Source organism: Dyadobacter jejuensis (genome assembly GCF_003149085.1).
Taxonomy (GTDB): Bacteria; Bacteroidota; Bacteroidia; order Cytophagales; family Spirosomataceae; genus Dyadobacter; species Dyadobacter jejuensis.
Map to the genome: position 1 here is coordinate 138238 of NZ_QGDT01000006.1, position 13464 is coordinate 151701.

The window sequence follows — 13464 nt, forward strand, 5'->3', positions numbered from 1 at the left end:
TTATAGATATGAGAAAGGCTCCCCATGGGAGCCTTTCTCATATCTATTCTCTAAATTTGTCTGTCTAAGCACATTACTACTAACCTTATCTCATGAAAAATTACGATTATCTTATTGTTGGTGCGGGCCTTTGGGGTTCTGTTTTCGCACACGAGGCCACCAAAAGGGGAAAAAAATGCCTGGTCATCGACCGCCGTACGCATACAGGAGGAAATATCTATTGTGAGGATGTGGAGGGCATCAACGTCCATAAATATGGGGCTCATATCTTCCATACCAACGATAAAGAGATCTGGGATTATGTTAACTCCTTCGTGGAGTTCAACAGGTATACCAACTCTCCAGTAGCCAATTATTATGGAGAGCTCTATAATCTTCCGTTCAATATGAACACGTTCTACCAGCTATGGAAGGTAAAGACGCCTGAAGAGGCAAAAGCGAAAATCGCCGAGCAGGTGAAGGAAGCCGGAATCACCAATCCTAAGAATCTGGAGGAGCAGGCGATCTCGCTCGTAGGGACGGACATCTACGAAAAGCTGATAAAATCCTATACCGAAAAGCAATGGGGACGCCCGGCAACCGAGCTGCCCGCCTTTATCATCAAGCGGCTCCCCGTAAGGTTTACCTTCGACAATAATTATTTCAACGACCGCTACCAGGGAATCCCTAACGGGGGCTATAACAAGCTTACCGAAGGACTCCTGCAAGGCGTAGAGACGCGCCTCGGGGTCGACTTTTTTAAAGACCGGGAGGCGCTTAGCGCTCTAGCCGATACCATCGTGTACACTGGGCCCATCGACGAGTATTTTGGATATGCCCATGGCCAGCTAGAATACCGAAGCCTCCGTTTCGAAAATCAGCTGCTCGACCAAGAGAATTATCAAGGCAATGCGGTAGTTAACTATACCGATTCCGAAACTAAGTTTACCCGCATTATCGAGCACAAGCACTTCGAATTTGGCACGCAACCCAAAACCGTCGTAACCCACGAATACCCCCAGGAATGGGTGAAAGGTGCGGAGCCTTATTACCCGGTCAATAACGATAAGAATACCGCTATTTTCAATCAATATAAGGCCCTGGCCCAACAGGAGTCTCAGGTTATATTTGGTGGCCGATTGGCCGAATACCGCTATTATGACATGCACCAGGTGATCGGCTCGGCGCTCAAAAAAGTGAAGGTACATTTTGAAGGAGTGCTTCAAGACTAAGCCCTAGCCAATAGGCTTCCACCCGGCTTCCCAGCGTAGACTGGGGAGCCGGGTATTTTTTTATAGTCTCCACCTCCCCGCCGAGGTCGGTTCCAAAGAAAAATGGATGATTTTTGAATTTTATTCGTTAAATTAACATAAGCAGTATCCTATTTTCATCCTTAATATGCTAGAAACCATTGGAACCGATCTGCACATCCACGCCTTGCCGGGTATAGACGACGGTTCAAGAAACATAGAAGAGAGCAAGGCCATTATTACAAAACATTACCAGTCAGGTATGCGGCGCATCATTACCACGCCTCATATCCGTTCCGATTTATTTTTGAATAACAAAGCCAGCATCCAGGCTGCCTTCGACACCCTCGCCAAAGATAGCGCCATAGAATGGCCAGAACTGGAACTCTCGTTTGCGGCAGAATACTATGCCGACGACCATTTTGTAGAACTCCTCGACCGAGACGAAATCCTCCCGTTATTTGGTCCTTATGTACTCGTAGAGACCTCCATGCGCCTGGAACAGCCGCTTTTTACCAGCATACTCCGGCGCATGATCGACAAACGCTGGAAGCCCGTGTTGGCACATCCAGAAAGGTACCGTCCCTGGTGGGACCATAAAACCATCTACGACGAGGTGTATGAGATGGAAGTGATATTCCAGGTCAACCTGCTCTCCTTAGCCGGAAAGTATGGGCCCAAGCAGCAAGAAGTAGCTGAAACATTGATAGAAAAGCAAAAGATAAAGGCCATCGGCAGCGACCTGCACCGCATTAGCCAGTATGACGATCTGCACCGGGCCACGCAGAATCCCTATTATGACCAGTTAATAGAATTGCCACTTTTAAATAGAAACGAGCTTGGATAGAAATCATGACCGACAACGGGCGAGATCAGGACTTTTTCGAGCGGCTCACGAGCCCTAACGACCGAGTCGATACGATGGCATTACTGCGGGTGATCCTGAGTCGATGGCACTGGATGCTGTCCGCTCTCGCCTTGGCTGCCCTACTTGGCCTGTTCTATTATAAATGGGCTACCCCACGATACGCTTCTAAAGTTACTTTTAAGTACCACCAAAAGGCTTCCCAACTGGATGAGCTCACCAACACCTACTCGGGGTACTTTTTTGACAATAGCCCGGCCGACTACTTAACCGAAGCGTTTATCATCCGATCGCAGGGGGTTGTGGAGGAAGCCTTGGCAGTGTTGAACAGTCCTTTTACTTTTTATCGGACCAAGGCCTTACGCCAGGTGGATGTGTATCCTTACCGACCGCTGCGAATTAGCATCCTCGACTACCGTCCTGAGGAATTTGAAAATGGTACTTTTATACTAGACGAGCGGCTCGGGCTCACCTATACTTCCCCTGGTAGTACCCTCCACTGGGCCGACCCGCTTCTGCAGCCCATCCACCTCCCTGGCCTCACGCTCCGAGTCGACAGCCTGCTCACCCAACCGGGCTATCGGTACCGCTTCCATTATAATGACCCTACCAAGCTGGCCAAGCGCCTTGCCGAACAGATAGAGATGAAAGAGGTAGAGGAGGCGATGCCCATCATGCACCTGAGCTTTGAGCACCAAAGCGAAGCCTATACCCACGACTTCACCAAGAGCCTGATTCAATCCTATGGCGCTTTCGATTTATTGAAAAAACGCAAGTCCTCCGATCTTACCATCGCCTTTATTCGTCAACAGCTCCAGATTTTTTCTGACTCCTTGAAACAGGCTGCTCAGCAACTTGAAGATTTCAAACAGAATAATAAGACCCTCGATCTTCGGCAAGCCGCAGAAGTTACGGCCTCTCGGCTCGAAGCAATTGACGCTGAGAAGCAAAAACTACTCGTCCAAAATTCTTATTTAAAACTACTCGAACAGAACCTTACCCTAGGGCTCGAACCAACTCCATGGCTATCTATGGGCCTAGATGCCCCCTCCGAGGCACTGTTTACGAACCTGCTCAGCCAATACCACCAAGCCCTTTACAAGCGAAAAGAAATGCTCTTGCAGTTCTCCCTCAATGCCCCACCCCTGGTGCTAGCAACCCAGCGAGTGGAGTCCCTGCAACAACAGATCATCAATCAGATGGCGCTCCTAGAGAAAAAAAACCAGGTCACCGCCAACCTGCTAACGAGCCAGAGAATAAAGCTTCAAAGCCAACTGCTCACGTGGCCAGTCCTAGAAAGAACTCAGCTATACCTTCAAAGTAATTACGACGTCAATCAAAGAATATACGCCATGCTGAGAGATAAGGACCTAGAAGCATCCATCCTTAGGGCTGGCATACTCCCTACCTTTACGGTGATATCGGGCCTAGACGTAGAGCAAGTGGCCCCGCGTCCCTGGGCTATCGGTGCCCTGGCTGTGGTGCTGGGCCTCCTGCTAGGCATAGGCAGTATCGCCGGGGCGCGTATCAGCAACTCGAAATTACACGCGCTTCACCACCTCAGAGACGCCCCCAAGCTTGCTTTTTGGGGCATCATATACCACCATCAGGGCATGCGCTACCCCATAGACTGGGCCCATATACTTTCTGATAGGTCGCTGTTTACCGAATCGGTCAACCTCGTACGAAGCCGACTAACACTAGGAAACCATAAGGAGTCAGCGGAGGGCACTCAAATCCTGATCACCTCCCAAACTGCCGGAGAAGGCAAGAGTTTTTTTACCATCCATTTGGCCCTATCCTTGTCCAAACTCGGCAAACGGGTCCTGATCATCGATGCCGACCTTCGGAAGCCACAGCTATCGTACTACTTATCCGAAACGAATCTGGTGGGACTGGGGTCGTTTTTAGAGGCTCAACGCAGCGACTTCCCCGCGCTTATACGGGCAACGGAGGCCCCAAACCTTCATTTTATCGGCACGCAGTTGGGTCCAGAGCGCCCTGCCGAACTGCTACAAGCCGAGACCTTCCGCCGCTTGCTCGCCTATTGTAAGTCGCAATATCAATATATCCTCCTCGACTCCGCCCCCCTGGCCCTGGTTTCCGACAGCCTACCCTTGCTTCAAAGCAGCGATTACACCTTATTTATGGCTCGTTGGCTACGATCGGACCGGGACGTGCTCCGCTTTGCCCGGCAGGCAGCCCTCCAATACCCAGGCTCTAATATGAAATTGGTGCTTACCGATTTTTACCAAGATGGCCTGTTTGAACCGATTACCGGTCATCGTGAAATAGAGCAAAGGATGGCCACCTACGTCATGAGCCAATCCGACAACAGCGGCTATTATGCAGCCACTACCCCTCCGCCTTGGTACATACGCTGGCTTAGCCGGCGGTCCCCGCATAAAAGACAACATTAGCACAGACCCTCCCGATAAGTAACTAGATAAGCGCACCAACCCGCCAGATCATGAACCACCGCCACACCGGTATACGTTTACTGATTCTCCAGAAACGCCTACCTACTTTTCGGATTCCCCTCTTTGAAGCCTTGTCGGCCCGCTACACCCTAACGGTGGCCTATACCGATGGAGCGGCTCTGGACAGGGTTTCTTTCCAACAAACCCGGCTAACCCCTACCCGACTAGGAAGCCTAGTGATACTGAAAGGTCTAGCCACTTACTGTCAGAATTTTCAGATCGTCATTTGCATGTTCGACCTCCATTGGTTGTCCTGCATCGCGCTGGCCTTCCATCCCAGACCATTCCGGCTGATCCTCTGGGGCGCAGGGCTGTCTACCTCAGCAGGGTTTCAACGATACAAGCATTTCGACTGGCTACGTAGCCTGATAGCCCGGAAAGCAGATGCCGTTTTACTCTATTCCGAAGTGGCTCAAAAACAGTATCTAAACTGGGGCCTCCCTCCCACTCAGGTGACGGTAGCCCCAAATACCATTGCCACCAAGCTACCTTCTCATTATTGGCAAAGGAGGAGAGAAGGTGTAAAAAATAAGCTCGTCTTTATTGGCACCATGGCTCCACGCAAAGGCATAGATACCCTGATCAAGAGCTTTGAGCTATTGGCCACAGAGTTCCCAAAACTAGAGCTCCACTTCATAGGAGATGGGCCATGGAAAACCCAGTTAACATCACTTATTGAAGAATCGGAGTTTAGCAGTCGTATGTATTGCCATGGCCAGCTGGAGGACGACCATTCGTTGAGCTCCATTTTTATGGAGGCCAGTGCTTGTATCTCCCCCGGCCAGGCAGGATTAGCCGTCCTAAAGAGTTTTTCTTTTGGGGTGCCTTTCATCACCAGCAGGGGGGCCATTACCGGAGGCGAGCGCTTCAATATCATCGACGGAGCCACTGGCCACTTCTATGACCAAGACCTGACCCACTGTCTGAGGCAATGCCTCATTAACCCTCAGGACATGGAACGAATGTCGACCATCGCCTTTCATTATTATTGGGCCCACCGCACCCAGCTACAAATGGTAGCGGAATTCGAAGCGGCCATACAGCGGACCCTTAACCGTTCATCATGATGCATATACTTCATATCGTCTATAGCCTCGTTCCGGGGCAATACTTCGGAGGTGTCCCCAAAATGGCCTTTGAGCTGGCATGTGCCCAAGCCCGGCTCGGGCATCGGGTATCCATCTATACAACCAATATCAACGGCCCCCACCACTTCCCCCTACCCAGCACACCCCTCCGTGTTCATTTTGGTCCCATCGAAGTATATTATTTTCCTGCCCAAAAATACGGGGTGTTTTTTTCGAATTCTCTCCGTCATTACCTCCATCAATATGGAGCCACCTTCGACGCCATCCATACCCATAATACCTACCACCCACTCAATCAATATGCCCGACAAACGGCAGCGCGGCAAGCTATACCCCTTTTTTATCATACCCATGGCTGTTTTAACCCCATCTCCCTCCATCAGGGCTTTTGGAAGGCTATCAAAAAACGGCTTTATCTTCAGCTATGGGAATACCCCGGACTGCGACGTGCCACCGGGATATTTGTAAACACCGAAGCGGAGCAGCAAGAAATAAAAAAAAGGATTCCTCAGGCCACGGTCTATGAACTAGCCAATGGCGTGGCTCCCCCTCCACGACAGTGCTCGAAAACCAGCGGCCCCATCGTACTGGTTACTCTGAGCCGTATCCATCCCTGTAAGGGGCTCCATTATCTCATAGAGGCACTCCATAAGCTCCCACAAGACCACCTTTGCTTGAAAATTATAGGCGACTTCCAACAAGACAGGGCCTATACCCATCGCCTCCAGGAGCGCATACGAGCCTGGGGACTAACCGATAAAATTAAGTTTTTAGGGCATCTAAACGAGCCTCAAAAATATGAGCAATTATGCAATGCGGATATCTACTGCCAGTTTTCTGAGAGCGAGGGTACGTCCTTATCGATCCTGGAGGCGATGAGCGTCGGACTGTGCTGTGTGGTAAGTGAAGGCTGTTCCATGCACCAAGCCGCCACTCACCATGCCTTGCTGGCCTGTAAAAATGGGGATATTCAAGATATCGTTGAGCGACTACTTTTAGTCGTTCAGAACTCGGAGTACCGCCGAAGTATGGGCATAAAGGCGCAACAATATATACTTCAGCATCATGGATGGGATCGACTAGCCGCCAAGGTAATGGCTCATTATCCGCACAACTCAAACCACTAGTAAGGGATGTATTATAGACCCATATTTTTCTGGAAATTTTTACTAAAATTCGACCTCGATTGGGCGCTATTTCTGGTTAATACCCTTTTGGTAGTAATAGGTTATTGGATGGCACATCTGGATCCGTCATTTTTTGTATTTCTAAAATGGAGTCGCATCGTTCTTTTAACCCTGTCGATCGTCCGGTTAAGGCTCATCGGCCTTCCGGGGTCCTCGCCGTCCTACCTACTCCCACTTATTGTTTGGCTTCTTTTATACGTCCCCTCCACCCTACTGAGTCAGGACCCCACACAGGGGTTCACAGGGTTGGTGAGCCTTGCCTATTTTTTATACTATCTTCATTTGTTTTTTAGGCACATGGCCAGCCGGCATACCGATCGACAAAATTGCTATATCCTTCTAGAAATTTTTAGATTTTGCTATTTCCTACCGGTGGCCCTATACTTTTTCCAGCGCCCCGGCCTGCTCAACCATAACATTTACGGCCAAACCGACTTAGGGCTAGCTTCCAATAATTTTGGCTGGGCGGCTTCCTTTTATTTTTTACTAACCATAGACAGGCTCCAAAACTTCCCATACAACCGCTTGTATTCCTTCTTGGATATATTGTCCCTACCATTGGCCGCCTATTTGGTCCTCATCAGTGGTAGCCGAAGTGCAGTGCTCGCGGTGACGGTCTGCCTCACGGTTTGGCTAATTAACAGCCGCAGCCGTTCCATCCCGATGCACCTGCTGCTGCTAACGGGGGGCCTACTAGTCTACTTACTGCTGGCCAATGGTCAGGAGCTGGCTTTAAACCGGAAAGGGGGCGTTGGGATGATGGATCGAGCGTCGAAAGAAGCCCGTTTTCCATTATGGACGAGCCTTACAAAAAAAATGGTAAACAAGCCTCAAATGTTGCTTTTTGGTGTAGGCTACGGCCATATTCACGCTTGGATGCCTCGCCCCGCCAAAGGGATCCGTCCTGAGCCACTGGCCCATCCGCACAATACTTTTCTGATGGTTTTATGGGAAGGAGGTGCCTTATGTTTCCTATGGTTTATATCCCTATTCGTGATCCTTCCCTTATGGAACTACCTAAGGATCGATGCAAAATGCCTTTGCTTTCCCCTACACCCTTTCATTATCTCCTGTTTCGATCACCAAATGGGCGCTGGTCAATTTCTCGCCTTCCCGCTCTTTGGTACCATATTCTATTATCTCTATCTTACAAAACGCAAAAAAATATAGCCTGTATATAAAAAACGAAGGCATAGAAAATTTTCCATGCCCTGTTTCACACTATACACACACTATATTTTTAATATTTTTCTATATTTTTCGTAGATTCTTCAGTATTCCTTTACAAAATAAATGAATTCTGGCGTCAAAAAAAACTTTTTAATTTTAAAAATTAAATTTTTGTTTCCCAAGGATTCAATTCCAGCTAGAATACTATTTTACAAATCAACGAAATACTAGACAGAAAATCAAACCTTTTTTAACAATTATTTATTAACTCCATTAGCCTAAATTGGAATCATTACTAATTATATACATCCTAGTAAGTTTACTAACGCTTACACTAAGGGAAATCGTATTTGGAATCTATAACATTAATTTTATTCTAATAGTTGCAGGTATGCTATTAATTTGACAAAGTAAATGTCCCACATGTGCGTAACCTCAGCGAATTTGAAATAAAAACCCTTCTAAATCGGGCCAAAAATGGGTTTGACTGACTACCCGATTGGACGACGGAGTTAATGTTAAAGAAGGAGAATTATGCCAACAACTCTCCAGCAGGGATAAGGGAAGCCTTTGGAACCCATCCTGATCTAACATACACCACCCTTTCCGGTACGTGGAGTCGCTTGGGCCTATACCCCTGAGACTAAATAGAGATAGGCTCGTAATAAAAAATAGCCTACACTAGCAAAAGTTCTATTCCCTATGGTACCCACTTTCTTGAAATCTGAGAGCACTTAATTTTTAGGTAAGATTGGCACTTTGTTGCCGAGCGAATCGTTGCATTATGAAATTCCATCAGGATACGCCTAATTTGTAGGGGCTAACCTAGGTGGCCCTACCGATAGAGGACAGGCCCGACAAACATACATAGGATCCTGAAAAACCAAGGAGAAGTATCGACAGGGTCGATTTACCAATCAGAAAAACTAAAACATGCGCATCAATCCGGAAACGGTCGACAGAATAAAGCAGTCTGCGGACATCGTGGAAGTAGTGGGAGACTTTGTTTCTTTGAAAAAAAAGGGCGCCAACTATTCGGCTTGTTGTCCTTTTCATAATGAAAAAACCCCATCGTTCAACGTAAACCCGGTTCGGCAGATCTATAAATGCTTCGGTTGCGGTGCCGCAGGCGACTCTATCAAGTTCATTATGGATATCGATGGAGTGGGCTATGGGGAAGCCCTACGTTACCTAGCCGACAAGTACCAGATCGAGATAGAGGAGGAGGAACTTACTGATGAAGAGACTGCCAGGCAAAATGCCCGCGATAGCCTGTATATCATCCTCAACTACGCCAAAAATTATTTTCAACAACAACTACAGCAACACGAGGAAGGGCAAGCCATTGGGCTTAGCTATTTTAAAGAGAGAGGTTTTTCTAAAAATATTCTCGACAAATTCGAGCTTGGATATAGCCTTGAACAATGGGATGGCTTCACCAAATCGGCCCTAGCGAAAGGCTATTCGGCCGATATCATCGAAAAAGCTGGACTTCTCATTCACAAGGAAGGAAGCCGAACAGCCGGGTATGACCGGTTCCGAGGTAGGGTCATATTCCCGATTCACTCGGTAGCAGGCAAGGTCATCGCCTTTGGGGCGCGGATTTTAAAGGCCGACAAGTCCCAACCCAAATACCTTAACTCACCAGAAACGGAGGTATACCATAAAGGGGACGTACTCTACGGTGTTTTTCAGGCCAAAAATACCATTCGTCAACAGGACGCCTGTTATCTGGTAGAAGGCTATACCGATGTACTTTCGCTACATCAAGCGGGCATCGAAAACGTAGTCGCTTCGTCGGGCACCGCCCTTACGGTGGAGCAAATCAAGCTAATTGCCCGTTTTACTTCCAATATTACCATCCTTTACGATGGAGATATTGCGGGGGTTAAGGCCGCTTTACGAGGCCTCGACCTGGTACTGGAAGAGGGACTTAACGTAAATGTAGTCCTATTCCCCGACGGTGACGACCCCGATAGCTATGTTCGTAAAGTGGGGGCAGAGGCATTCAAGACCTATATACAGAATGCTTCCCAAGATTTTATCGCTTTCAAAACCAAGACCCTCCTGCAGGAAGCCGGTACCGACCCCTTCAAAAGGGCTGAGGTAATCAGCGAGATGGTACAAAGCATCGTCAAAATACCAGACGCCATTAAGCGGCAGGTGTTCTTCCAGAGAACCGCCGAGATGATGCAAGTGGACGAACAGATGCTGATATCGGAAGGTAACAAGGTTATCCGAAAACAACAGAAAGCCCCCGATCGGACCAATTTCCGCGATAGAGGCTTTCAGCAGGACCTGCGCGACGCTGGAGCGGGCAGTGGCCCTTTCGACCAGGCACCCCCACCAGACCTTTTTGAACCCCAAGAACCCGAGCAGCCCACCAAGCAGCGTACCCAGTTATATTATCAGGAAGAGGCTTTTATAAGGTTGCTCGTGCTTCACGGTGCCCGAGAGCTCGAGCCCGACATTACGGTGTGCAGCTATGTACTGGGCGAAATAGATGGCATAGAGTTCGAAGAGCCTATCTTTGCACAGTTACTTTTACTTTTTCGAGAGAATCACAGCCGTCAACTCGTCCTTGACACCGATTATTTCGTTCACCACCGCGATACCGATATTCGTCATTTGGCCATGGAGTGGGTGACGGAGAAATATGAACTGAGTAATTTATGGAAAGACAAGTTCGAAATCTTCGTTCCCTTCGAAACGGATGTCCTCGACAAAACGGCCTTTATAAATATTTTAAGACTAAAAAAGGCCTTCGTAGAAGGTAAAATGAAGTCCTGTATGCAGCGACTACTTCAAAAACCCGATCAAGAGGAGGAAATCGCTTTGATGAACGAATTTATGTTTTATAAAGGCATCAGTATGGCTGCCGCCAAAGAACTTGGCCGGGTAATCGGCTGATCATACGCTTTAATTATGTTTTATTATATATCTAGTTATCCATGAAAGTTCAAGTATCTACCCTATTACTCGCACTGACACTAGGCTTTGGTACGGCCAATGCCCAGATTCGCACCCCTGAGCCTAGCCCTTCGGCTACCGTTTCCCAGGCTATTGGCCTCGGCACTGCTACCATCTCCTACTCCAGGCCCAGCTTGAAAGGTCGTAAAATGTTCAACCATCAAGTCCCCTATGGCAGCGTATGGAGAACCGGCGCCAATAAGATCACCAACCTCACGCTTTCAGAAGATATGGAAGTGGCCGGCCATAAACTGGCCGCAGGTACTTATGCCCTATTTACGATTCCTACGGCTACCGAATGGACCATTATCCTCAATAACGGGGCCAATCAGTGGGGTTCTTACACCTACGACCAGAAAGATGATGTGTTGCGTTTCAAGGTTAAACCGGAAAAGCTAGCGAAAAAAGAAGAGCATTTCACCATAGATTTTACGGACTTCAGCCCTACCAAGGCTCACCTGAGTATACGTTGGGAAAATACAGCGGTCAAATTTGCCATTAGTCAAGATCCTCATGCCCGAATTATGGCGCAGATAAAGGATGAACTGGCCAAAGCTGATGTAAAAGCGAGCACTTACCTTGCAGCCTCCAACTACTACTTCGATACCAAATCGGACCAACAAGCGGTATATGATTGGGCAAAAAAAGCGGTAGACCTAGACCCAAAATTCTGGACGCATTATTACTTCGCCAGAGCGGCAGCATTGAATGGCAAATGTGAAGAAGCCATTGTGCATGCTAAGGCCGGCCTGGCCATGGCCAAAGAAGCCGGAGACCAAGCCTATGTAATCAACAACCAGTCGATTATCGACCAGTGTAGCAAGAAATAAGCCCCTTATTTATTACCATTAAAAACGGCGCCAAAATGGATAAAACCATGATTGGCGCCGTTTCTCGTGAGGGGCTAGGCCCAAAAAAAATGGCTGACACAAGGGCCAACCATCTACTGAGCTATTTCTGAGTAGCTTATTAGCTATTCACAGTACCTTTTACTTTTTCACTCACAGTCCCAGCCATGTCGGTAGCCTTATGTTTTACATTCTCATACTTTTCTGAGATTCCCGCTTTCAATTTTTCAGACAGTTGTGCCAATTCGTCAACACTCTTCTCGAACTTGTCTTTGGTTTTCCCACCAAAGTCATTGGCTTTGTTTTTGATAAGCTTACGAGTTTGCTTGCCATCTTTAGGTGCTACCAATAGGCCTATAGCGATTCCAGTCAATAACGCACCAACGGCTCCAATCAAAAATTTCTCGTTCTTATTCATGTGAATTTCTTATTTTGTGTGATGATTTACTTGTAATACCTAAAATTAAACAAAATATCGTGCCAAGTCAACTAATAAGGTCTCAATTTAATAATAAATACACCGTACTCCTTTTGAGCATAGCATTTGTACTCTCTGGAGTAAGTAGCGTTCGGGCCCAGTGGGAAATGATCGATATACAGTCCAAGGCTCCTATGCGCGCGGTTCATACCCTAACGCCCACCCTTTGCTGGATTGGCAGCTCTGGGGGCAATATACTCAAGACAAAGGATGGGGGAAAAACCTGGACCACCTACCATTTGCCGGACAGCGACTCCCTGGACTTCCGCGACATCCATGCCTTTAGCAGTGAGGTGGCCCTGGCCATGAGTGCAGGACTATCCCAAGACGGGAAGGCGCGAATCTACAGAACCGAAGACGGCGGCCAGCATTGGGAGCTTGTTTATAGCACCACCCAACCCGACGTGTTTTTGGATGGCCTCTCCTTTTGGAATAAAAAGAGGGGAATATGCCAAGGCGATCCAGTAAATGGCCGGTTCTTTATACTGCTTACTCAGGACGGTGGCAAGACCTGGACCGAACTACCCGAGGCAAGCCGCCCTGTGGCTCAGGACCACGAAGCCTGCTTTGCTGCCAGCGGCACTTCCCTAATCACCTACGGAAAGGGAATGGCCTTCTTTGGGACCGGTGGCGCCAAGCAAGCACGCATCATGCGGTCGTTGGATTATGGTACTAGCTGGGAGGCCATCACCACGGCCCTACCGGCAGGGCCTTCGAGTGGGGTGTTCGGCCTACATTTCAGTAGTGCCAAACAGGGCATCGCCGTGGGGGGCGATTACAAGCAAACGGACGAAGAGGCCCCAAATGTACTTACCACCAGCGATGGAGGCGCCACTTGGAGCCTACAAAAGGCTACCGTTCCCGCTGGACTAAAAGAGTGTGTAGCCCAATACAAAATGACCAATAAGACCTGGAATGGCCAGACTCAAATCCGTAAGGATAATAAAATTTTGGTTGCCGTAGGCCCCTCGGGCACCAGCCTCTCTTTCGACAAAGGCTATAGCTGGAAAGAACTGGACCAACAACCCTTTCACTCGGCTAGTTTTGCCGGTTCTATAGGGTTCGCCGTAGGGGCCGCGGGCCGCGTAGGGAAGATCACACGCTTGTCGCCCGTCAAAAAAACTAGACGTCGCCTAAGGTTGGATTAGC

The 13464-nt window shown here is 48.4% G+C and carries 10 protein-coding genes; 9 read left to right on the forward strand and 1 reads right to left on the reverse strand.

Annotated elements, in window-relative coordinates; translation table 11 throughout:
* The first annotated feature begins 92 nt into the window (after positions 1-92).
* The 8 genes from glf to CLV98_RS13160 all read left to right on the forward strand — a co-directional run bounded on the left by glf (position 93) and on the right by CLV98_RS13160 (position 11819).
* On the forward strand, positions 93-1211 hold the full coding sequence (gene glf, locus CLV98_RS13125) for a UDP-galactopyranose mutase (protein ID WP_109674791.1): 1119 nt from the start codon (positions 93-95) through the stop codon (positions 1209-1211).
* 166 nt (positions 1212-1377) lie between these two features.
* Entirely contained in the window at positions 1378-2076 is a 699-nt protein-coding gene (locus CLV98_RS13130) for a tyrosine-protein phosphatase (RefSeq protein ID WP_109674792.1), read from the forward strand.
* 5 nt (positions 2077-2081) lie between these two features.
* Positions 2082-4514: a tyrosine-protein kinase domain-containing protein gene (locus CLV98_RS13135; RefSeq protein WP_109674793.1), complete on the forward strand. Its 2433-nt coding sequence runs from the start codon at positions 2082-2084 to the stop codon at positions 4512-4514.
* Between the two features lie 50 nt (positions 4515-4564).
* Positions 4565-5641, forward strand: coding sequence for a glycosyltransferase family 4 protein (locus tag CLV98_RS13140; RefSeq protein WP_109674794.1), 1077 nt, complete (start codon positions 4565-4567; stop codon positions 5639-5641).
* The gene (locus CLV98_RS13145) at positions 5638-6789 is read left to right on the forward strand and encodes a glycosyltransferase family 4 protein (protein ID WP_109674795.1); all 1152 of its coding nucleotides are present in this window, start codon (positions 5638-5640) and stop codon (positions 6787-6789) included. Before CLV98_RS13140 ends, CLV98_RS13145 begins: the two co-directional genes overlap by 4 nt.
* Before the next feature lie 6 nt (positions 6790-6795).
* Positions 6796-8019: an O-antigen ligase family protein gene (locus CLV98_RS13150; RefSeq protein WP_109674796.1), complete on the forward strand. Its 1224-nt coding sequence runs from the start codon at positions 6796-6798 to the stop codon at positions 8017-8019.
* Between the two features lie 933 nt (positions 8020-8952).
* Positions 8953-10929, forward strand: coding sequence for a DNA primase (gene dnaG / locus CLV98_RS13155; RefSeq protein WP_109674797.1), 1977 nt, complete (start codon positions 8953-8955; stop codon positions 10927-10929).
* A 41-nt stretch (positions 10930-10970) separates the two neighbouring features.
* The gene (locus CLV98_RS13160; RefSeq protein ID WP_109674798.1) at positions 10971-11819 is read left to right on the forward strand and encodes a DUF2911 domain-containing protein; all 849 of its coding nucleotides are present in this window, start codon (positions 10971-10973) and stop codon (positions 11817-11819) included.
* 139 nt (positions 11820-11958) lie between these two features.
* Here CLV98_RS13160 and CLV98_RS13165 read toward each other — a convergent pair whose 3' ends face one another.
* Positions 11959-12255 carry a YtxH domain-containing protein gene (locus CLV98_RS13165; protein WP_109674799.1) on the reverse strand — a complete coding sequence of 99 codons (297 nt, stop codon included), beginning with the start codon at positions 12253-12255 and terminating at the stop codon, positions 11959-11961.
* 59 nt (positions 12256-12314) lie between these two features.
* Here CLV98_RS13165 and CLV98_RS13170 point away from each other — a divergent pair, with 59 nt between their 5' ends.
* Positions 12315-13463, forward strand: a complete 1149-nt coding sequence (locus CLV98_RS13170; protein WP_229203364.1) for a WD40/YVTN/BNR-like repeat-containing protein — start codon at positions 12315-12317, stop codon at positions 13461-13463.
* Position 13464: the final 1 nt, after the last annotated feature.